Here is a 20,833-nt window from a genome sequence, read left to right as displayed (position 1 = left end):
AGTCTAGCGGCCGGCCTGCAAGCCTGTCAGCCGAAGCGGTACTCGATCCAGTCGTGACGCGGCACGCCCGGACGCAGCCAGGCATCGGGCTGGCCGGTGTCGTCGCGGCCCAGGCTGTCGGGCAGCCAGCCGGGCTCGAGCGCCAGGCCGGCGCAGGGCGGCGCCAGCGCGCGGCCGTCGTAGAACTGCAGCGCCGGCATCGATGTGGCGATGCTCATCGCCAGCCGGCCGTCGGCCGACACCAGCCGCGCGGCCTCCTGCGCGTGGCCGGCGGCCAGCCGCCAGCCGTGGTCGTAGCCGCCGGCCGCCGCCAGGGCCGGATGGGTCGCGAACGGCCGGGCGTCGGCAGCGCGGAGCCGGCGCAGATCCATCGGGTCGTCGGCGCGGATCTCGCCGTCCAGCGCCACCGGCGGGCCGGTCGGGATCAGCGCGGCATCCACCGGCATCCAGGCGTCGGCATGCAGGCGCAGGCGCTGCGCACGCGCGTCGCCGGGGGTGCCGACGCCATCGAGGTTGAAGTAGGCGTGGTTCGTCATCGCCAGCGGCGTGGGCGCGTCGGCGCAGGCCTCGAAGTCGATGCGCAGCCGCCGCCCCGGGTGCAGGCGGTAGCGCACCCGCACCTCGACCGCGCCGGGAAATCCCTGGTCGCCGTCGGGCGAATGCAGCGCGAAGACCGCCAGGTCGGGCGCCTGCTCCTCGACGCGCCAGAGCCGGTGGCTCCAGCCGTCCGGCCCGCCGTGGAGCTGGTGGGCCGAGCCGGCGGGGTGCGGCAGCAGCGGCCAGACGCGGCCGTCGCGGCGCAGCACCGCGCCGGCGATGCGGTTGGCCCAGCGCCCGACGGTGGCGCCGGCGTAGCAGGCCAGGCGCTGCGGATTTTCGGGATCCGTGCCGCCGGCGAGCACCTCGCGCGGCTGCGCCTCGCCGTCGACCGGCACCCGGCAGGACAGCCAGGACGCGCCCAGCGGGCTCAGCGCGATCTCCAGGCCGTCGGGGCCGTGCAGGCACAGCAGGAGCGGCTTCATCGCAGCACTCCGCTGCCGTCGGCGGCATGGCTGATCCAGATCGCCGGCGGCTCGCCCTCGGGCGAGCGGTAGCCGGCCTCGATCGCGGCGCGCACCGCAGCCACCTGCGCGTCCGGCAGCACCGCGACGATGCAGCCGCCGAAGCCGCCGCCGGTCATGCGCGCGCCGCCCCGCGGCCCGATCGCCGCCTGCGCGATCTCGACCAACCGGTCGATGGCCGGATGGGTGATCTCGAAGTCGTCGCGCATCGAGGCATGCGAGGCGGCCATCAGCTCGCCCAGGCGCTTCAGGTCGCCGGCCTGCAGCGCCTGGGCCGCGGCCAGCGTGCGTGCGTTCTCGGTGACGATGTGGCGGGCGCGGCGGAAGACGAGCGGATCCAGCCCGGCGGCGTCCTGCGTCAGCCGCGTCTCGTCGACATCGCGCAGCGCCGGCACGCGGTAGTGCGCGGCCGCGGCCTCGCACTGCTGGCGCCGGGTGTTGTACTCGCTGTCGACCAGGCCGCGGCGCACCCGCGAGTGCACGATCATCACTGCCACGCCCGCGGGCATCGGCACCGCACGGCGCTGCGCCAGATGGCGGCAGTCGATCAGCAGCGCGTGGCCGGCCTGGCCGCAGGCGGAGATCATCTGGTCCATGATCCCGCAGTTGACGCCGACGAAGCGGTTCTCGGCGCGCTGCGCCAGCACCGCCAGGTCGACCGCCGACAGCAGCGCATCGTCCAGGCCGCCGAGCTGGCGCCAGACCTGGCCGACCGCCACCTCCAGCGCCGCCGAGGACGACAGTCCGGCGCCCTGCGGCACATTGCCGGCGATCGCCAGATCCGCGCCCGCCAGCCGCAGGCCGTGGGCCGCGAGGTGCTCGCGCAGCATGCGCACCGTGCCGCGCACATAGTCGCTCCACTGCTGCGTCGGGTGGTGCGCGATGTCGCCGTCGAGGTCGATCTCGTCGGTCTCGCCGTGCAGGTCGGCGGCGACGACCCGCAGCCGCCGGTCCGGGCGCCGCCGCACCGCGATGACGGTGCGGTAGTCGATCGCGCAGGGCAGCACGAAGCCGTCGTTGTAGTCGGTGTGCTCGCCGATCAGGTTGACGCGGCCGGGGGCCTGGACATGGAAGTCCGGCCGCTGGCCGAAGGCCTGGAGCATCGCGTCGTCGCAGCGGCGCGCCAGGGGATCGCGGAGAGCGCTCATGGGGGTGTGCATCGGTAGTGGACGTCGCTGACCGCGCGCAGCTGCGCGGCGGCCTGCTCCGGGGTGAGATCGCGCTGCGCCTCGGCCAGCATCTCGAAGCCGACCATGAACTTGCGCACCGTGGCCGAGCGCAGCAGCGGGGGATAGAAATGCGCGTGCAGCTGCCAGTGCAGGCCGGCCGTGCCGTCGAAGGGGGCGCCGTGCCAGCCCATCGAGTAGGGAAAGCTGCACCGGAACAGGTTGTCGTAGCGGCTGGTGAGCCGGCGCAGCGCCTCGGCCAGGTCGTCGCGCTGCGCGGGCGTGAGCTGGGGCAGGCGCTGCACCGCGAAGCGCGGCAGCAGCAGCGTCTCGAAGGGCCAGGTCGCCCACCACGGCACCACCGCCAGCCAGTGCGCGGTCTGCACCACCACCCGCTCGCCGGCGGCGGCCTCGCGCTCGGCACAGTCCAGCAGCAGCGGCCGGCCGTGGGCGGCGAGGTACTCTCTCTGGTGGCGATCCTCGGTGGCGGCCTCGTTGGGCAGGTGGTCGCAGGCCCAGATCTGGCCGTGCGGATGCGGCTGCGAGCAGCCCATGATCGCGCCCTTGTTCTCGAAGACCTGCACCCACGGATGGCGCGCGCTGAGTTCCTCGCTCTGCGCCGCCCAGGTGTCGATCACGCCGCGGATCGCCGGCAGCGGCAGCTCCGGCAGCGTGCGCGCGTGGTCGGGCGAGAAACAGATGACACGGCTGGTGCCGCGTGCGGCCTCGGCCTGGAACAGCGGGTCGAGGCGGGTCTGCGGCGCTGCGGCCGGCACCTCGGGCATCAGCGCCGCGTGGTCGTTGGTGAAGACGAAGGTGCCGGTGTAGGGCGGATTGATGTCGCCGCTGACCCGGGTGTTGCCGGCGCACAGATAGCAGTGCGGATCATGCGCAGGCAGCACCGTGTCGTCGGCCGCCTCCTGCCGGCCCTGCCACGGGCGCTTCGCCCGGTGCGGCGAGACCAGCACCCACTGGCCGGTCAGCGGATTGCGGCGGCGGTGGCTGTGCTCGGCCGGATCGAAGCGGGTCGGGAACAGGTTCGTCGGTTCAGACACGCTCGATCCTCGCGATGAAGGCGGTTTCGGCCGGGGCGCGCAGCATCGGCAGGCCGACCTCGGCCAGCCAGGCGCCGGCCAGGGTCACGCCCTCGGCGCTGTCCTGCGCATCGAAGAAGGGCGCGGTGTGGTGGCGGCCCTCGCGTCGGGGCGAGCCTGCAGGGCGCAGCTCGCGCACCCGGTAGCGGGCGGCCACGTCCAGCATCGGCAGGCGCAGCGCCGGCGGCTGGCGGTGGTCGCTCGGGCGGGTGCGCAGCACGATCAGCACGCCGTCGGCGGTGTCCGCGTCGGCATGGAACTGCCAGTGCAGGCCGTCGCCGGCCTCGCCGCGCCAGACCCGGCCGTGGTGCAGCCGGTCGCGCAGCCGCTTGTGCAGCGCGATCCAGCCGCGCAGCTCGTCGGCGTCCTCGGTCGAGAGCTGCCGCGGGTCCAGCTCGACCCCGAAGTGGCCGGCGAGCGCCACCGCCGCGCGGAAGGCCATCGCCTGCGTGCGTCCGGTGGTGTGCGCCGGCGCCGTACCGACATGCGCGCCCATGATCTCCGGCGGGAAGAACTGCAGGAAGCCGTGCTGCATCTCGACCCGCGAGAGCGCATCGATGCAGTCGCTGGTCCACACACGGTGTGCATGGCGCAGCACGCCGAAGTCGATGCGTCCGCCGCCGCCCGAGCAGCTCTCGATCTCCACCTCGGGGAAGGCCGTGCGCAGCCGCGCCATCAGCGCATAGGCTGCCAGCACCTGCGCGCGGTAGCCGGCACGTCCGTCACCCAGGCCGGCCGGCGCCAGGTCGCGGTTCAGGTCCCATTTCAGGTAGCGGATCGGGTGCGCGGCCAGGAGCGCGGCGATCTTCTCGAACAGGTAATCGCTCGCCTCGGGGCGCGCGATGTCGAGCACCAGCTGGTTGCGCGCGGTCAGCAGCGGCCGTCCGGCGATCTGCAGCGCCCAGTCGGGATGGGCGCGGAACAGCTCGCTGTCCGGGCTGACCATTTCCGGCTCGACCCACAGGCCGAACTCCATGCCCAGCGCGTTCACGTGCGCGATCAGCCCGCTCAGGCCGTCGGGGAACTTGTGCGCATCGGGCCACCAGTCGCCGAGCGCGGCGCGGTCATGGTGGCGGCCGTGGAACCAGCCGTCGTCGAGCACGAAGCGCTCGATGCCCAGCGCGGCGGCCGCGGTGGCCATCTCCTTCACCGGACCCGGATGCACGTCGAAGTAGACGCCCTCCCAGGTGTTGAGGTGCACCGGGCGCGGGCGCATCGCACCGCCCGGCCAGTCCAGGCGGCGGCGCAGCTCGGCATGGAAGTTGGCCGCCAGGCCGTCGAGGCCCTCATCGGAGCAGCTCGCCACCAGCTCCGGCGTCGTCAGCGAGGCGCCCGGCGCCAGCCGGCCCTCGCCCGGCGCCAGCCATTCGCCGAACTGCCACTGGTACTGGCCGTCATGCAGCCATTCGATCGTCTGCTGGTGGTTGCCCGACCAGGCCAGGTGCGCGCCGAAGACCCGTCCGGTCTGCGCGGTCGCGCCCGGCGTGGTGACCACCGCGCCGGGAAAGCAGTCGTGGCTGGTGCGCCCGCGCCGGCTCTCACGGCGCCACAGGCTGCGGGTCAGCGGGTCGGTCTGCGGCAGGAACTCGTGCACATGCTGGCCGGCGAAGGAGCGCACCGCGTCGCAGCGGCCGGGCAGCGGCAGCGTGCCGGCGGCCAGCCACTGCAGGTCGAGCGCGGTGTCGCCGTCGTTGTGCAGCGTCGAGCACAGCACCAGCACGTCGCTGTCGGCGTCCAGCGCGATCGACAGGTCCAGGCGCAGCCGCGCCACCGCGTCGCTCAGGTGCAGCGTCAGCGCGCGCCCCGGCGCGGTCCACTCGACCGTGCAGCCGGTCCAGCCCTGCGCGAAGTCGCGGCCCTCGCGGTGCGCCAGCAGCGCGCTCTGGCCGAACCAGCCGGTGCCGAAGACCGGCGCCACCGTCAGCGGCAGGTCCTGGTCGAGCGCGAAGGTCGGCAGCGCGCGGGTGTCGCGCAGCGCCGCGCCCGGGTCGATCCCGTCGGGCAGGCGTGCGCCCCAGTGGCGCCACAGCGGTGCCTCGCCGGGCACCAGTTCCAGCACGAGGCTGCTGCGCTGGCCGTGCAGGGTGATGAATTCAGGAGACGGCGTCGTCACGGCTCGGTCCTCAGCCCTTGGTCGCGCCGAGCGTCAGGCCGGCGATGAACTGCTTCTGCATCAGGAAGAAGATCGCCACCGGCGGCAGCGCGGCGATGATCGATCCGGCCGACACCAGATGCCACTGCGCCACCCACTGGCCGTTGAGCGACTTCAGCCCGCCGGTGACCGGCATCGCGTGATCGCCCTGGATCAGCACGGTGGCCCAGAAGTAGTCGTTCCAGATGAAGGTGAAGACCAGCACCGACAGCGCCGCCAGCGCCGGGCGCACCAGCGGCAGCACGACCTTCCAGAAGATCTGCCACTCGCTGGCGCCCTCGATGCGCGCCGCCTCGATCAGCTCGTGCGGCAGGTCGCGGATGAAGTTGCGCATGAAGAAGGTGCAGAAGCCGGTCTGGAAGGCGATGTGGAACAGCACCAGTGCGCCGACCGAGTCGTACAGGCCCAGGCGCAGACTCAGGTCGCGCACCGGCACCATCAGGATCTGGAACGGAATGAAGTTGCCGCCGACGAAGAGGAAGAACACCGCCAGGTTGGCCTTGAAGCGGTACACGCCCAGCGCGAAGCCGGCCAGGCAGCTCAGCGCGATCGCGCCGATCACCGTCGGGATCGCCACCATCAGGCTGTTGCCGATGTAGCGCGCGATCGGGGTGTCGCGGAACACCGCGGTGTAGTTCTCCAGCAGCTGCCATTCGGTCGGCAGGCCCCAGTAGTTGCCGGCGGCCATGTCGCCGGCGCCGCGGATGGAGGTCATCGCCACCGCCAGGATGGGCAGCAGCCAGACGATCAGCGCCAGCGGCAGGCCGGCCTTGTAGAGCCCGCGCGTCAGCGGCGAGCAGCGTTCGATCGGGGTCGGGAACATCAGGCCAGGTCCTTCTCTTGCTGGTAGATGCGCCACAGCACGAAGGTGATGTAGACGAGCATGATCGAGAACAGCACGGTGGCGATCGCGGTGCCGTAGCCCATGCGGTAGCCGTATTCGCTCAGCGCCTGTTCATACATGTAGAAGGCGAGCACCCGCGAGGAGCCGTAGGGACCGCCGGAGGTCATGATCGAGACCATGTCGAAGCTGCGCAGCGAGCCGATGATGGTCACCACCATCGCGATGAAGGTGGCCGGGCGCAGCTGCGGCAGCACCACATGCCAGAGCATCGACCAGCCCTTGGCGCCCTCCAGGCGCGCGGCCTCGATCAGGTCCGGGCGCACGCTGTTCAGCCCGGTGAGGTAGAGGATCATGCAGTAGGCGATCTGCGGGTAGAGCGCCGCGGCGATGATCCCGTAGTTCACCAGCCGCTCGTCGGACAGCACCGCCACGTCCGGCAGGCCGACCAGCGCCAGCAGCTGCGGCAGCAGTCCGATCGTCGGGTTGTAGAACCAGGTGAAGACCAGGCCGATGACGACCTGCGAGATCACGAAGGGAAAGAAGAACATCGACTTGACCAGCCGGATGCCGCTCACCGTCTGGTTCAGGAACAGCGCCAGGCCCAGCCCGATCGGCACCGACAGCAGGAAGAGCACCAGCCACAGCAGGTTGTTCTTCAGCGCGACGCGGAAGTCCGGATCGCCCGCCAGCTCGATGTAGTTGGCCAGACCGATGTATCTGGCCTCGCCCAGGCCGTCCCAGTCGTACAGGCTGATCGCGATCGACTCGAAGATCGGCGCGATCACGTAGAGGCCGAACATCAGCAGCGCCGGCATCAGGAAGAGCCAGGGGGCGAGCTGGCGCTGGTGGCGGCGCCACCAGGACAGGCGAGGGGGCGAGGCGGTCATCGGACGGGACGCAAGGGCGGACATCGGAGGCAAGGGCGGGCGGGCCGGGGCTTACTTGTAGACGCGCTGGCGCACCTGCTCGAGGCGCTCCAGCACCTCCTTGCGCGACTCCGGCTTGACCATGTAGCGCTGGAAGCCTTCCATGCCGGCCTTGGCCATCTCGGCGGGTGCGTCGCGGTCGTAGAACTGGCCCAGCGCGTGCGCGTTCGACAGCATCGTGAAGCCGTCCTTCAGGTAGGTGTCGCTCGGGCGGGTGGCGTCCTTGTTGACCGGCAGCTGGCCGAGAATCGCGTTGACCTCGGTCTGCACCTTGGCGCTGGCGACATAGGCCAGGAAGCGCCGGGCGTCCTCCTTGTTCTTCGCCTTGGCGGGAATGTGGATGGTGTCGGTCGGCGCGTCCTCGGCCATCGGCACGTTGCTGATCTTCGGGAACTGCATGAAGCCGAGCTGCGCCTCGGTCAGGCCGCCCTTCTTGAACGGGTCGACCGCGAAGTTGCCCATCAGGTACATCGCCGCCTCGCCCTTGACGAAGGCCGGCACCGCGTCCTGCCAGTCATAGCTGGCGTGGTTGGCCAGGAAATAGCCCGGCTTGGTCAGCTCGTCCCAGCGGTCGAAGACGGCCTGCACGCGCCGGTCGGTGTAGGGCACCTTGCCGGCGGTGAGATCCATGTGGAACTCGTAGCCGTTGACGCGCATGTTCAGGTAGTCGAACCAGCCGCCGGTGGGCCACAGCGCCTTGGTGCCGATCGCGAAGGGCGTGACGCCCGCGGCCTTGAGCCTGGCGCTGGCGGCCAGCAGCTCCTTCCAGTCCTTCGGCACCGCGATGTTGTTCTTCGCGAAGATGTCCTTGCGGTAGTAGATGCCCCACTGGTAGTAGGTGTAGGGAATGCCCCACTGCTTGCCGTTGATCGTCATCGACGAGGCGGCGGACTTCAGCTTGTCGTTCAGGCCTTCCTTGGCCCAGACATCGGAGACATCCTCGAACAGGCCGGCGTTGACGAACGGCGCCATCCGGTTGCCGGCGTACCAGGTCACGATGTCGGGCGGGTTGGCCGACAGGAAGTTGCGGATCGAGGTCTTGAAGCCTTCGTGGTCGAAGGTGTTGATCTTGACCGTCACATCCGGGTTGGCGGCCATGAAGCCCTTGGCCATCGCCTCCCAGGCGGCCTTCGGCGCCGGGTCGGAGGCGTCGGTGTTGATGACCAGCGTGCCGGCCTGGGCGGCGCAGGCGGCCGCGGCCCAGGCCAGCACGGCCAGCTTCATCGTCGTCTTCTGGATCGTCTTCATCGCTTGTCTCCTGTCGTGTCGTCGTGTCGAACGGGTGTCGGACGTCGTTGTCGGTCGGTGAGGTGAGAGAACAGTGAGAGAAAAGGGCGCGGGCCGTGCGGCGGGACAAGCCGTCTCGTCTCAGGTGCGCCAGATCGCCAGCCCCCGGGGGGGCAGGGGCCGCTGCCCCAGCAGGGGCGCCGCGGTCGGGAGCGCCGGCGCGTCGAGGCACCGGTCGGAGAAGTTGAAGGCCAGCAGCAGATCGCCCGCGCGGCTCAGGCGCAGGCCCTCGGGCAGCGCCTGCGCGGCGAGTCCGGCGTCGGCGGCCGCGCCGGTGAGCACCGCCTGCCAGCCGTCCGCGTCCAGCCAGCCGGCGACGCAGCGCACCGGGCCGCGGCGGGTCAGGGCCGCATGACCGTCGGCGAAGGCGGCCAGCACCTCGGTGCCTTCGGCCAGGGCCAGGTCCTCGCGCCAGCGGGTGATCTGCACGCTCTGTCCGCCGACGACGACCGGCTCGGCGCAGCCCGGCGGCAGCGAGGCCACCCGCCGCACCTGCACGCCGGCCAGCGCGCTCAGCGGCCCCGGCGGCAGGCCGTGGCCGGTGGGCGAGTCGCCTGCAGGGAAGGACAGATGCGCCGACTTCGAGCCCGCGCGCGGGCCCAGCACGATCTGCGCACCGCGCGCCGCGGCCGCCTCCAGCGAGGCCTGCAGCGCCGAGCCGATCTGCGGCTGCGCCGCCAGCACGATCAGCCGGTAGCCGGAGAGATCGGCGTCGGCCGGCACCAGGTCCACATCCAGCCCCAGGCGGCGCAGGCCCTCGTAGGCGCGGAACTGCAGCTCCAGGGGGTTGAAGTCGGCGCCTTGAGGCTGGATCTGCAGCATCCAGATCGCGGCGTAGTCGAACACCATCGCCACCGGCGCCTGAACCGCCAGCCGCACCGGACCGGCCTCGTCGAGCGTGAGCGCGGCCAGCTCGGCGCCGACCTGCGCGGCCTCGATCGCGCCCTGATCCTCGCTGGCGTCGGGGCGCAGCAGGCCGGTGTGCATCTGCTCCTGCGCGAAGGGCGCCTGGCGCCAGCGGAAATAGCTCACCACCTCGGCGCCGTGCGCAAACGCCTGCCAGGTCCACAGCCGCACCGTGCCGTCGTGCGGCGCCGGGTTCCAGTGGGCCCAGTTCACCGGGCCAGGCTGCTGCTCCATCACCCACCAGCGGCCGTCCCGGCACATGCCGCGGTACAGGTCGTGGTGGAACGACGGGATGTCCGGGTGCCCGGTCCGTGCCCAGCGCGCCTTTTCCTCGGCGCTGAGGAAGAACATCTGCGTGACGCCGAGCGGGTAGCTGTCCCAGGTGGCGATGTCGAGGTCCGCCGCCACGTCGTGGTGGTTGAACTCGGTGAAGAAGCCCATGAAGTTGTGCGACACCGGCCGCCCCGGCGACAGCTCGCGCAGGATCGCCACCTGCTCGCGGTTGAACGCCACCACCTCGTCCGACGAGAACCGCCGCCAGTCGAGCCGGTGCGCCGGGTGCGCCTCGGTCACGGTCAGCGCGGGCAGGTCGATCTCGTCGAAGCTGCGGTAGACCTGGCTCCAGAACACCGTGCCCCAGGCGGTGTTCAGCGCGTCGATCGTCGTGTAGCGCGCGGCCAGCCAGCGCCGGAACCCCTGCCGCGCCGACTCGGACAGGCTCAGCACGGTGTCGTGGCAGCCGTATTCGTTGTCGGTCTGCCAGGCGACCACGGCGGGGTGCTGGCCGTAGCGCTCGGCGACCGCGCGGCTGATGCGGCGCGACTCGGCGCGGTAGCCGGCGTGCGAGAAGCAGTAGTGCCGCCGCGAGCCGAAGCCGCGCGGGCGGCCCTGCAGGTCGATCGCTACCATGTCCGGCATCCGGTCCACCAGCCACTTCGGCGGCGTCGCGGTCGGCGTGCACATCACGACGCCGAGGCCGGCGGCGTGCAGCGTCTCGACCGCTTCATCCAGCCAGTCCCAGGTGAAGACACCCGGCTCGGCCTCGATCACGCTCCACGCGAATTCCGCGATCCGCACGACGCGGATGCCCATCGCGTGCATGCGCCGCGCGTCTTCGGCCCATTGCGCGCGTGGCCAGTGTTCGGGGTAGTAGCAGACACCCAGTTGCATGTCGTCGATCCTATGAAGTCAGGTGGTCAGGTGACCAGGCGCTCAGGCGGCTTGTGGCAGCGACTGGTTCTGGTCGGGGATGCGGCGTTCCAGCGCCAGCCCCTGGTCGTCGAACAGGTGCAGTGTGTCCGCCGGCAGGCCGATCGCCAGGCGGTGGCCGGTGCTGGCGTGGGCGTGGCCGGGGGCCTTGGCGACCAGCGACTCGGTGCTGCCGCTGGCGCCGGTCATGTAGAGGTAGGTCGATTCGCCCAGCCGCTCCTGCCACTGCAGCGGGCGGATGATGTGCTGCGTCGCGGTGCCGAGTTCGGTGTGCTCGGGCCGCACGCCCAGCGTCACCTTCGCGCCCGGCAACAGGCGCTGCGCATCGACCGCGGCGCGCAATGTCTCGCCGCTGCTCAGCCGCACGACGGCGTGGTCGGTGGCGGCGCTGACCAGCGTGGCGGGCAGGAAATTCATCTTCGGCGAGCCGATGAAGCCGGCCACGAACAGGTTGCGCGGGCGGTGGTACAGCTCCAGCGGGGTGCCGACCTGCGCCACCGAGCCGTCACGGGCCACGGCCTCGCCGCTGTTGAGCAGCAGGATGCGGTCGGCCAGCGTCATCGCCTCGACCTGGTCGTGGGTGACGTAGACGGTGCTGGCCTTGCCGAAGTCGCGGTGCAGCTTGGCGATCTCGATGCGGGTCTGCACCCGCAGCGCGGCGTCCAGGTTGGACAGCGGCTCGTCGAACAGGAACACGCCCGGCTCGCGCACGATGGCCCGCCCGATCGCGACCCGCTGGCGCTGGCCGCCGGAGAGCGCCTTGGGCTTGCGGTCGAGCAGCTGGTCGAGCTGCAGCACCTTGGCCGCGGCCATCACCTTCTCGCGGATCACCGCCTTGTCGACCTTGGCCAGTCCCAGCCCGAAGGCCATGTTCTCGTACACGGTCATGTGCGGGAACAGCGCGTAGGACTGGAACACCATCGCCACGCCGCGCTGCGCCGGCGCCACCTCGTTCATGCGCTGGCCGCCGATCTTCAGCTCGCCGCCGGTGATGTCCTCCAGCCCCGCGATCATGCGCAGCAGCGTCGACTTGCCGCAGCCCGAAGGCCCGACGAAGACGCAGAACTCGCCCTGCGCGATGTGCAGGTTCACGTCCCGGATGACGGGGGCGTGGTCGCCGTAGGCCTTGAAGACGGATGAAAGTTCGATGCTCGCCATGAGGCGGCATTCTGCTGCCAATATTATTAGCAATAATCAGTGGAAACCCGGGAGTCACCCTCGTCCGCCTCAGCGCGGGCGCACCGTCTGTCGCGCCACCAGCGGGCAGTCGATCTTGATCAGGTGGCGGCGTGCGGCGCGCTGCGGCGGCGGCAGGTCGGCCGCCGCCAGCAGCGCCTCGACCGCGGCACGGCCCATCTCGTAGTTGGGCAGCACCATCGTGGTCAGCGGCGGATGGGTGTGGCGCGAGATCTCCTGGTCGTCGTAGCCCATCAGCGAGACATGCTCGGGCACCTTGAGGCCGAGCTGGGCCAGCGCCTCCATCGCGCCCAGCGCCATCAGGTCGTTGGCGCAGAAGATGGCGGTGGGCGGGCGCGCCTCGCGCATCAGCGACAGTGTCGCCTCGAAGCCGGTGCCCGACATCCAGTCGCCGTCGCGCACCAGCGCCGGGTCGAAGGGCAGGTCGGCGGTGGCCAGCGCGCGGCGGTAGCCCTTGAGCCGGTCCTTGGCGGCCTCCATCCACGGCTCGCCGTTGATGAAGCCGATGCGGGTGTGGCCCATCGCGATCAGATGCTCGGTGGCCGCATGGCCGCCGCCGATCTCGCCGGGCACGATGGTGGGCAGGCGGTGGCGCTCGTCATGGCAGTTCAGCAGCACCACCGGCAGCTCGGCGTCGTCGGTCAGCACCGCCGGCAGCGTCACCTCCCGGGTGAAGATGGTCGAGTAGACGATGCCCAGCAGCATCGGGTTGGCGCGCAGTGCCGCGATCGCCGCGGCCTCCTGGTCGGCATTGCTGCGGGTGACGATGACGCTGACCAGGCAGTCGTGCTCCCAGGCGGCGTCACGCGCGCCGTCGACGCTGACCACCGGATGCGGGCTGGTCGAGATCTCGTCGACCAGATAGCCGATCAGGCTGCGCCGCAGCCCCGGTGCCGGGCTGGCGCTGGCGATCGCCTGGGGGGCGGGCTGCTCGCGCCGCGGCAGCCGGTAGCCCAGCTCCATCGCCACGCCGAGCACGCGGCTGCGCGTCTCGGCCGACAGCCGCGCGCCCGTCATGTTGTTGAGCACCATCGACACGGTGGACTGGGACACGCCGGCGGCCTTGGCCACATCGGTCATGGTGGGGCGGCGCACGGGCATCGGGGCAGGCTTGCGGGAGGTCACGGCAGTTCGGTGGAAAGATCGACGGGCAGGCCGCGATGGTAGCGAGGCGGCCGCTCGCCCCGCCACCGGGATCATGCCGGGTGATGATTTGCTAATAATTGGTGATAACCCGACCTCGGCTATGCTGGCGGGCATGATCGCCGTCGCTTTTCCCCCTGAGTCCGTTCCTGAGTCCGCCCCCTGGTGCCTGAGCCTGGCCGGCAGCGAGATCGCCGCGGCCTGCATCGAGCCCGGCGCGCTGGTGCTGCGGCTGTCGGCCGCGGCGGTGCGGCGTGCGGCCGACGGCGTGGCCGGCTATCTGCGCCCGGTCGAGCTGCGGCTGGCGCAGGCGCGCTGCGAGGGCGGCGGGCCGGACGTGTTCTTCGGCGGCATTCGCGCCGCGCGGGTGCTGCATGCCGGCCGGGTGCTCGACGCGCTGCCGCTGCCCGGCCGCCTGGACGGCGCGCTGGTGCTGGAGTTGCAGCTGATCCACGGCACCGCACTGCGCATCGAGGCCGGCGCGCTGGCGCTGGGACTGGCGTCCGACGCCGCGGCGGTCTTCCGCGAATCCTGCGACTGCTGACCGTGCCGGTGCTGCTGACCCACCGGTCAGCTTGACGCCGGTCATGCGCATGATCGGTGCCGGTCGGCAGAATGCGTGCATTCACGCACGCCGGATGCGTGCCGCACCGACAAGGATCGCGATGAGCGCCGCTGCCCCGAAAGCTTCTTCCGTCTGGCTGCGCCGCGGCCTGGTCGCGCTGCTGGTCGTCGGCCTCGGGGCGGGCACGGTGGCCTGGCTGCGCCGGCCCCAGCCGGTGGCGGTCAGCGCGGTCGAGGTGACGCGCGGCACGGTCGAGGCCACGATCGCCAACACCCGCGCCGGCACGGTCGAGGCCTGCCAGCGCACCCGGCTGTCGACCATCCTGGGCGGACGCATCGAGCGGCTCGAGGTGCGCGAGGGCGACCGGGTGCGCAAGGGCCAGCTGCTGATGAAGCTGTGGAACGACGACCAGCGCGCGCAGGCGGCGCTGGCCGCCGCGCAGCTCGACACCAGCCGCCGGCGCATCGTCGAGGCCTGCTCGGCCGCCGAGGCCGCCGAGCGCGAGGCCGAGCGCCAGCGCGGCCTGCGCGAGCAGGGCTTCATCTCCGAATCCGCCGAGGACCGCGCGCTCAGCGAAGCCCGCACCCGCCGCGCCGCCTGCCAGACCGCACAGGCCGATGCCCGCGCCGCCGAGGCGCGCCTGGAGGCGACGCAGGTCGAGCAGGGCCGCATGGTGCTGCGCGCCCCCTTCGACGGCACGGTGGCGAAGATCGTCGGCGAGGTGGGCGAATACTCGACGCCATCGCCGCCGGGCGTGCCCACGCCGCCGGCGATCGACCTGATCGACGACCGCTGCCTCTATGTCAAGGCGCCGATGGACGAGGTCGACGCGCCGCGGCTGCAGCCGGGCCAGCCGGTGCGCATCACCATCGACGCACTGCCGGGCCGCACCTTCCCCGGCCGGGTGCGCCGGGTCGCGCCGATCGTCTCGGCGTTGGAGAAGCAGGCGCGCACCGTCGACATCGATGTCGACTTCGACGATCTGGCCGCGGCCGGGCCGCTGCGGGTGGGCTACAGCGCCGATGTCGAGGTGGTGCTTGACGTGCACCGCGACGTGCTGCGGGTGCCGGCGGCGGCGGTGGGCGAGGGCGGCCGGGTGCTGGTGATCGGCGCCGAGGGCGTGCTGGCCGAGCGGCGGGTGCGCACCGGGCTGTCCAACTGGGAGCATACCGAGGTGCTTGACGGGCTGGAGGCCGGCGAGCAGGTGGTCAGCTCGCTCGAGCGCGAGGGCGTCAGGCCGGGTGTGCTCGTGCGGGTCGAGCCGGCCGCCTCGGGCGCGAAGCCATGAGCGCGCCGGCGCTGATCGGGCTGGAGCAGGTCGAGCGGGTCTTCCGTCTCGGCGACAGCGAGGTGCATGCGCTGCAGGGGCTGGACCTGCGCATCGACGCGGGCGAATACGTCGCGGTCATGGGCCCGAGCGGCTCGGGCAAGTCGACGCTGCTGAACATTCTCGGCCTGCTCGACCAGCCCAGCCGCGGGCGGCTGCTGCTCGAGGGGCGCGATGTCACCACGCTGAGCCCGGACGAGCAGGCGGCGGTGCGCAGCCGGCGCATCGGCTTCGTCTTCCAGAGCTTCCATCTGGTGCCGCGGCTGAGCGCGGCCGAGAACATCGCGCTGCCGATGGTGCTGGCCGGCATCGCGCCGAAGGAGCGCCAGGCGCGGGTCGCGCAGGCGCTGAAGGACTACGGCCTGGCCTCGCGCGCCGACCACCGCCCCAGCGAGCTCTCGGGCGGGCAGCGCCAGCGCGTGGCCATCGCGCGCGCGACGATCATGCAGCCGCCGCTGCTGCTGGCCGACGAGCCCACCGGCAACCTCGACCGCGCCACCGGCGACGAGGTGGTGCGCCTGCTCGAGGAGCTCAACGCACGCGGCGTCACGCTGATCGTCGTCACCCATGACGCCGGCCTGGGGGCGCGCGCGCGCCGGCGCCTGATGATGGAAGACGGCCAGCTGCGGCGCGACGAGCGCACGCCGGCCTGAGCGGACCCGGACCGATGCGCGGGTGGGACATCCTGGACTTCGCGCGGCGCGCCGCCACCGGCAGCCCGCTGCGCACGCTGCTGATGACGCTGGCGATGGCCATCGGCGTGGCGGCGGTGGTGGTGCTGACCGCGCTGGGCGACGGCGCGCGGCGCTATGTGGTCGACCAGTTCTCGTCGATCGGCACGAATCTGGTCATCGTGCTGCCCGGGCGCTCGCAGACCGGCGGCTTCAGCCCGGCCAATGCGGTCAGCACCACGCCGCGCGACCTGACGATCGACGATGCGCAGGCGCTCACCCGGCTGGCGGCGGTCGCGCAGGTCGCGCCGCTGGCGGTGGGGCTGTCGGAGGTGGCGGTGGCCGGGCGGCTGCGCGAGGCGATGGTGCTGGGCACCACCCGCAGCTACCTCGCGGTGCGCCGGCTGGCGCTGGCGCAGGGACAGTTCCTGCCCGATGACGACTGGGGCCGCGCCCATGCGGTCACGGTGCTGGGCGCGGCACTGGCGCGCGAGCTCTTCGGCCAGGGCTCGGCGCTGGGCCAGACGGTGCGCATCGGCGGGCGGCGGCTGCGGGTCATCGGCGTGATGGCGCCGGCCGGCCAGGGCCTGGGCATGAATGCCGACGAGGTCGCGATCGTGCCGGTGGCGCTGGCGCAGGCGATGTTCGACTCGAACACGCTGTTCCGGGTGCTGATCGAGGCGCGCAGCCGCGATGCCATCGCCGCGGCCCGGCGCCAGGCCACCGCGCTGCTCAAGGCCCGCCATGACGGCGAGGAGGACGTGACCGTCATCACCCAGGACGCGGTGCTGGCCACCTTCGACCGGGTGCTGCTGGCGCTGACCGCGGTGGTGGCGGCGATCGCAGCGATCAGCCTGGCGGTGGCCGGCATCCTGGTGATGAACGTGATGCTGGTGGCGGTGGCGCAGCGCACCGGCGAGATCGGCCTGCTCAAGGCGCTGGGCGCGCCGGCGGCGACCATCCGTGCGGTCTTCCTGACCGAGGCGGCGCTGCTGTCGCTGGCCGGCGCGCTGCTGGGCTATGCGGCCGGGCATGCGGGCGCCTGGGGGATCCGGCTGCTCTATCCGCAGTTTCCGGCCTGGCCGCCGCTGTGGGCGGTGGTGGCGGCGCTGGGCACCGCCATCGGCACCGGGCTGCTGTTCGGGGTGATGCCGGCGCGGCGCGCGGCCCGGCTCGAGCCGGTCGCGGCGCTGTCGCGGCGCTGAGCGGACACGCACACACGAGGACCGCCCCGATGCGCTGGACCGACACCGTCTCGATGGCCTGGCGCGCGATCGTCTCGCAGCGCGGGCGCAGCGTGCTGACGCTGCTGGGCATCGCGGTGGGCATCGCCGCGGTGATCCTGCTGACCTCGATCGGCGAGGGCCTGCACCGCTTCCTGCTGGCCGAGTTCAGCCAGATCGGCACGAACGTGGTCACGCTCTCGCCGGGGCGCACCACCACCGGCGGCACCAACCCGGGCTTCCCGTCCTCGGTGCGGCCGCTGACGCTGGAGGATGCGCAGGCGCTGCGCCGCCACCTGCCGCAGCTCACCGGCGTGACGCCGGGCGTGACCGGCAACGCCGAGATGCAGGCCGGCGGGCGGCTGCGCCGCGCGCTGGTCTACGGCACCAGCGCCGCGCTGGTGCCGGCCTTTCACCTGACGGTGGCGACCGGCCGCTTCCTGCCCGAGGAGGGGGTCGGCCAGGCGCGCGACTTCGTCGTGCTGGGCTCGACGCTGCGCCGCGAGCTTTTCGGCAGCAGCTCGCCGCTGGGCCAGCGGGTGCGCATCGGCAGCCAGCAGTTCCGCGTCATCGGCGTGCTGGCGCCGCGCGGGCAGTTCCTCGGCGTCGATCTGGACGATGTCGCCTACATCCCGTCGGCGCGCGCGCTGGAGCTGTTCAACCGCCCCGGCCTGATGGAGATCCATCTGACCTACGACGAGCGCATGTCGCCCGCGGCGGTGGTCGCGCAGGCCCGCGCGCTGCTGATCGCCCGCCACGGCCGCGAGGACTTCACCCTCGTCACCCAGGCCGACATGCTGGGCACGCTCTCCAACATCCTGAACATCGTCACGATGGCGGTGGGCGCGCTGGGCGGCATCTCGCTGCTGGTGGGCGGCGTGGGCATCGTCACCATCATGACGATCGCGGTGACCGAGCGCACCGCGGAGATCGGCCTGCTGATCTCGCTGGGCGCGCGCCGGCGCACGGTGATGGCGCTGTTCCTGGGCGAAGCGGTGGTGCTGTCGGCGCTGGGCGGCCTGCTGGGCCTGGCGATCGGCATCGGCATCGCCCAGGGCGCGCACCTGCTGCTGCCCGCGCTGCCGGTCAGCACGCCGCTGCCCTTCGTGCTGCTGGCGCTGGGCCTGTCGGCGGCGGTGGGCCTGCTCGCCGGCGTGATGCCCGCGCGCGCGGCGGCACGGCTCGATCCGGTGGAGGCGCTGCGGGCGGAGTAGGCGCGGGGTGTCCGGCGTGGGTGCCCGCCTGCGCGGGCCTGACGGCGCGTTTCGGCGCGTTTCCTCGCCCATGTCCCCGTCATCCTCGCGAAGGCGAGGATCCACCCCCGCCGCGCCCTCTGGCATCCTTGCGGGGTTTTGTCAGAACAAGGCGGGAGATGGGGCATGGCGGAGCGGGTGGTTCGGATCTTTCTGGCGTCGCCGAGCGCGGACACGCTGGAGGCGCGTGCCCGTGTGGCGCAGGTGGTCAGCGAGATTGGCGCCGATCCGCAGTACGCGCCGCATGTGCGGCTGGACCTGCGCCGCTGGGACGATCCGGCGCGGCCGGTGGTCTGCGACCGGGCGGGGAATCCGCAGCAGGACATCGTGCAGCAGGTCGGATCTCCGGGTGAGTGCGATCTGGTCATCGGGATCTTTGCGCACACGATGGGCGGGACGCTGCCGACGGAGCGGTTCCCGGTTCCTGCGGAGCGCGAAGAGCCTTGGCACTGCTCCGAGTGGGAAGTCGAGCAAGGGCTGATCGCGCGGCGTGCGGTCTGGGTCTTCCACGACCAGCGGCCCCTGACCGCCACGGGCGCCAAGGCCAAGCGCGAGTCGCTGGCCGTCAGCGAATACATCGAGCGCCACAACCCACCCGGCGCGCCGATGCGCGAGGGCTTCAATCCGTTTTCCGATCTGGATGACCTGGCCGGCAAGTTACGCCACGGTCTGCGCCAGTGGTTGTCGTCGCGGTACATCCGCGGTGGTGGTGCCGACGCCGACCCGGCGCCGTCCGATCTGCGCGCCTACCTGGGCCGCCGCAGCGAATATTGGTGTACTGGCGCCGCGGGCCGCCTCGACCGCCGCTTCGTCAACCTGACCTTGATGGTCGACCACGGCCTGACCCACAACGGGCCGCGCCACGAAGCGCAGGGCCGCTACGACCGGCTGAGCGCCTTGCTGGCCGAGCGGCCGGACGTGGGCGCGTGGGTGCTGGTGGGGGATCCGGGGTCGGGGAAATCGACCATCCTGCAGCACCATGAACTCACGACCGCAGCCGCGGCGCTGGCGAGCGAGGTGGACGCGCCGCCCGAGGTCTGCGTCTGGCAGCGGCTGTCGGAGTACAGCCACGACAGCGCGCCGCCCGCTGAGTGGCTGGCGGCGCGCTGGCCGCGTGACCTGCCGGCGTTGTCGGCGCTGCCCGGCGTGGCGCGGGTGCGTTTTCTGCTCGACGGCCTCAACGAGATCAAGGCGCCCGACCGCCGCCGCCAGCTCGAAGCGATCGACCGCTGGACCGCCTGGGCCGCGCAGCAGGCGCACCAGGCGGACCACGTGCTCGCGCCGATCTTCAGCGTGCGCACGCTCGACCAGAGTCCGCTCGGTGCTGGCGATTTCGAGGTGCGCCAGATCGTCGTGGCGCGCTGGAGCCGGGACCAGATCCGCGACTACTGCGCCCACACGCTGGGCGAGGGCAATGCGCTGTGGCCGCGGATCGAGGCAGACCGCCACCTGCTGGAACTCTCGGAGCTGCCGTTCAACCTGTGGGCGCAGTGCGAGTTGTTCAGCGCGCTGGGTCGGGCGGCCAGCGACCGGGCGGAGCTGATGGGCGGGCTGTTCTGGCAGATGCTGGTGCGGCGGGTGCATGACGGGCCGCTGAAGGTGGCGGGGCTGCTGGGAGACGAAGACCGGCAACTGATCGCCAACGGCAAGTGGAAGGAGAAGCTGCGGGCGCTGCCGGACCAGCAGGGCTGTCTGGTGCCGTGGCTCGACGAGGCGATGCAGCGGCTGCACCGGCTGGGTCGGCAGGTCAGCGTGTCGCGCGAGGAACTGCTGGGCGGGCTGGCCGCGCGCGCCGAGTGGGCGACGCCGGCGCAGTGGCTGTACGCGGTGCGCAGCCTGCAACTGATCGGCGAAGGCGGCAGCGACGAGTATTCGACCGACCCGCTGCTGCGCTGCACCCACCAGCTCTGGCAGGAGTTCTTTGCCGCCCGCGGGCTGCGTTTTCTGCCGGGGCAGGGCGCGGATCGGCTGCCGGACCTGCGCCCGCCCGCGCTGGCGCCGCTGGACGAGGTGCTGGGCAAGCTGGGTGTTCAGGAGCCGTTGCCCGGGCCGGATCCGTCGCACTGGGAGGAGCCGGTGAAGCTGGCGGTGCAACTGGTGCGCGATCCGCTGGCGTGGGTGCGGGCGCTGGAGGCGGTGAACCTGCCGCTGGCGGGGCGGGCGGCGGTGGCGTGTCGGGAGAAGGCGGAGCGGCTGCACGGTGCGGCGGTGTTCGACGGGCTGCGCCAGGCGCTGCTGGCGCGCAGCCGGGATCCGGCGGTGGATGTGCGGCTGCGGATCGAGGCGGGGCTCGTGCTGGGTGAGCTGGGCGATCCGCGCTTTGAGGAGTGCATCGGGCCGCATGGGCGGTATCTGTGGCCGAAGCAGTGGGTGCGCGTGCCGGCCGGGCGCTACACCATCGGCCACAACAACGGGCCGGCTGACGAGGGGCCGGAAACGTCGGTGACGCTGGCCGCGTTCGAGATGGCGTTCGCTCCGGTGACGAACGCGGAGTACCGCTGTTTCATCGACGCGGGGGGCTACAAGGATGAGCGCTGGTGGGACGGTGATCTGGCGCGCCAGTGGTTGCGGGAGGGCATTCGGAACGAGGCGCAGATCGAGCTGTACCGCGGTCTGTTTACTCGGTTGCGGCAGGACTGCGAGGGCACCATTGCCAGCTACAACAACCTCACGGAATCGGACTGACCTTGCCCCTGTATTCCGTATCCCATAGCCAGACTACGCGCTGGCTTGCCGAGCTTGGCCGGCGAGCCAGTTTTCTTCGAACTGCATCGGGCTGACGTAGGCCAGCGTCGAGTGCAGTCGGGTT

General features: G+C 71.9%; 16 protein-coding genes. 6 read left to right on the top strand and 10 right to left on the bottom strand.

Features of this window, described 5'->3' with window-relative positions; translation table 11 throughout:
- Window positions 1-26: 26 nt before the first annotated feature.
- The 10 genes from HZU84_RS13600 to HZU84_RS13555 all read right to left on the bottom strand — a co-directional run bounded on the left by HZU84_RS13600 (window position 27) and on the right by HZU84_RS13555 (window position 12,943).
- Window positions 27-1,022, bottom strand: coding sequence for a galactose-1-epimerase (locus HZU84_RS13600; RefSeq protein ID WP_149503330.1), 996 nt, complete (start codon window positions 1,020-1,022; stop codon window positions 27-29).
- Window positions 1,019-2,209 (bottom strand): galactokinase, encoded by a 1,191-nt coding sequence (gene galK, locus HZU84_RS13595; protein WP_244954463.1) that lies wholly within the window; start codon window positions 2,207-2,209, stop codon window positions 1,019-1,021. Before galK ends, HZU84_RS13600 begins: the two co-directional genes overlap by 4 nt.
- The gene (locus HZU84_RS13590; protein ID WP_244954464.1) at window positions 2,206-3,282 is read right to left on the bottom strand and encodes a UDP-glucose--hexose-1-phosphate uridylyltransferase; all 1,077 of its coding nucleotides are present in this window, start codon (window positions 3,280-3,282) and stop codon (window positions 2,206-2,208) included. The genes galK and HZU84_RS13590 overlap by 4 nt, the downstream gene beginning before the upstream one ends.
- Entirely contained in the window at window positions 3,275-5,434 is a 2,160-nt protein-coding gene (locus HZU84_RS13585) for an alpha-galactosidase (RefSeq protein ID WP_149503331.1), read from the bottom strand. The genes HZU84_RS13590 and HZU84_RS13585 overlap by 8 nt, the downstream gene beginning before the upstream one ends.
- A 10-nt stretch (window positions 5,435-5,444) precedes the next feature.
- A complete protein-coding gene (locus HZU84_RS13580; protein ID WP_149503332.1) occupies window positions 5,445-6,296 on the bottom strand; it encodes a carbohydrate ABC transporter permease in 852 nt (283 codons plus the stop codon).
- A complete protein-coding gene (locus tag HZU84_RS13575) occupies window positions 6,296-7,204 on the bottom strand; it encodes a carbohydrate ABC transporter permease (protein WP_149505204.1) in 909 nt (302 codons plus the stop codon). The genes HZU84_RS13580 and HZU84_RS13575 overlap by 1 nt, the downstream gene beginning before the upstream one ends.
- Window positions 7,205-7,255: 51 nt before the next feature.
- A complete protein-coding gene (locus HZU84_RS13570; RefSeq protein WP_149503333.1) occupies window positions 7,256-8,491 on the bottom strand; it encodes an ABC transporter substrate-binding protein in 1,236 nt (411 codons plus the stop codon).
- Window positions 8,492-8,611: 120 nt separating this feature from the next.
- Entirely contained in the window at window positions 8,612-10,606 is a 1,995-nt protein-coding gene (locus tag HZU84_RS13565; protein WP_149503334.1) for a beta-galactosidase, read from the bottom strand.
- 42 nt (window positions 10,607-10,648) lie between these two features.
- Window positions 10,649-11,803 (bottom strand): ABC transporter ATP-binding protein, encoded by a 1,155-nt coding sequence (locus HZU84_RS13560; RefSeq protein WP_149503335.1) that lies wholly within the window; start codon window positions 11,801-11,803, stop codon window positions 10,649-10,651.
- Between the two features lie 69 nt (window positions 11,804-11,872).
- A complete protein-coding gene (locus HZU84_RS13555) occupies window positions 11,873-12,943 on the bottom strand; it encodes a LacI family DNA-binding transcriptional regulator (RefSeq protein ID WP_244954465.1) in 1,071 nt (356 codons plus the stop codon).
- A gap of 157 nt (window positions 12,944-13,100) precedes the next feature.
- Here HZU84_RS13555 and HZU84_RS13550 point away from each other — a divergent pair, with 157 nt between their 5' ends.
- From HZU84_RS13550 to HZU84_RS13525, 6 genes are all read left to right on the top strand, one after another.
- Entirely contained in the window at window positions 13,101-13,529 is a 429-nt protein-coding gene (locus HZU84_RS13550) for a hypothetical protein (RefSeq protein WP_149503336.1), read from the top strand.
- A 121-nt stretch (window positions 13,530-13,650) separates the two neighbouring features.
- A complete protein-coding gene (locus HZU84_RS13545) occupies window positions 13,651-14,838 on the top strand; it encodes an efflux RND transporter periplasmic adaptor subunit (protein WP_149503337.1) in 1,188 nt (395 codons plus the stop codon).
- On the top strand, window positions 14,835-15,530 hold the full coding sequence (locus HZU84_RS13540; RefSeq protein ID WP_149503338.1) for an ABC transporter ATP-binding protein: 696 nt from the start codon (window positions 14,835-14,837) through the stop codon (window positions 15,528-15,530). Before HZU84_RS13545 ends, HZU84_RS13540 begins: the two co-directional genes overlap by 4 nt.
- 14 nt (window positions 15,531-15,544) lie before the next feature.
- Complete coding sequence (locus HZU84_RS13535) at window positions 15,545-16,753, top strand: ABC transporter permease (protein WP_149503339.1); 1,209 nt, start codon at window positions 15,545-15,547, stop codon at window positions 16,751-16,753.
- A gap of 29 nt (window positions 16,754-16,782) precedes the next feature.
- On the top strand, window positions 16,783-17,985 hold the full coding sequence (locus HZU84_RS13530) for an ABC transporter permease (RefSeq protein ID WP_149503340.1): 1,203 nt from the start codon (window positions 16,783-16,785) through the stop codon (window positions 17,983-17,985).
- 165 nt (window positions 17,986-18,150) lie between these two features.
- The gene (locus HZU84_RS13525; protein ID WP_149503341.1) at window positions 18,151-20,709 is read left to right on the top strand and encodes an SUMF1/EgtB/PvdO family nonheme iron enzyme; all 2,559 of its coding nucleotides are present in this window, start codon (window positions 18,151-18,153) and stop codon (window positions 20,707-20,709) included.
- Window positions 20,710-20,833: the final 124 nt, after the last annotated feature.

This window comes from Sphaerotilus sulfidivorans, assembly GCF_013426975.1.
Classification (GTDB): domain Bacteria; phylum Pseudomonadota; class Gammaproteobacteria; order Burkholderiales; family Burkholderiaceae_C; genus Sphaerotilus; species Sphaerotilus sulfidivorans.
Note: the sequence above shows the minus strand (reverse complement) of the source record. Positions and strands in the feature narration are given on the sequence as shown.

Bases quoted from the DNA above. Each gene is read 5' to 3' on its own strand.
- galK (WP_244954463.1), bottom strand. From the start codon at position 2,209: ATGAGCGCTCTCCGCGATCCCCTGGCGCGCCGCTGCGACGACGCGATG.
- HZU84_RS13580 (WP_149503332.1), bottom strand. From the start codon at position 6,296: ATGTTCCCGACCCCGATCGAACGCTGCTCGCCGCTGACGCGCGGGCTC.
- HZU84_RS13545 (WP_149503337.1), top strand. From the start codon at position 13,651: ATGAGCGCCGCTGCCCCGAAAGCTTCTTCCGTCTGGCTGCGCCGCGGC.
- HZU84_RS13535 (WP_149503339.1), top strand. From the start codon at position 15,545: ATGCGCGGGTGGGACATCCTGGACTTCGCGCGGCGCGCCGCCACCGGC.
- HZU84_RS13540 (WP_149503338.1), top strand. From the start codon at position 14,835: ATGAGCGCGCCGGCGCTGATCGGGCTGGAGCAGGTCGAGCGGGTCTTC.
- HZU84_RS13575 (WP_149505204.1), bottom strand. From the start codon at position 7,204: ATGACCGCCTCGCCCCCTCGCCTGTCCTGGTGGCGCCGCCACCAGCGC.
- HZU84_RS13600 (WP_149503330.1), bottom strand. From the start codon at position 1,022: ATGAAGCCGCTCCTGCTGTGCCTGCACGGCCCCGACGGCCTGGAGATC.
- HZU84_RS13565 (WP_149503334.1), bottom strand. From the start codon at position 10,606: ATGCAACTGGGTGTCTGCTACTACCCCGAACACTGGCCACGCGCGCAA.
- HZU84_RS13560 (WP_149503335.1), bottom strand. From the start codon at position 11,803: ATGGCGAGCATCGAACTTTCATCCGTCTTCAAGGCCTACGGCGACCAC.
- HZU84_RS13525 (WP_149503341.1), top strand. From the start codon at position 18,151: ATGGCGGAGCGGGTGGTTCGGATCTTTCTGGCGTCGCCGAGCGCGGAC.
- HZU84_RS13570 (WP_149503333.1), bottom strand. From the start codon at position 8,491: ATGAAGACGATCCAGAAGACGACGATGAAGCTGGCCGTGCTGGCCTGG.
- HZU84_RS13530 (WP_149503340.1), top strand. From the start codon at position 16,783: ATGCGCTGGACCGACACCGTCTCGATGGCCTGGCGCGCGATCGTCTCG.
- HZU84_RS13550 (WP_149503336.1), top strand. From the start codon at position 13,101: ATGATCGCCGTCGCTTTTCCCCCTGAGTCCGTTCCTGAGTCCGCCCCC.
- HZU84_RS13555 (WP_244954465.1), bottom strand. From the start codon at position 12,943: ATGCCCGTGCGCCGCCCCACCATGACCGATGTGGCCAAGGCCGCCGGC.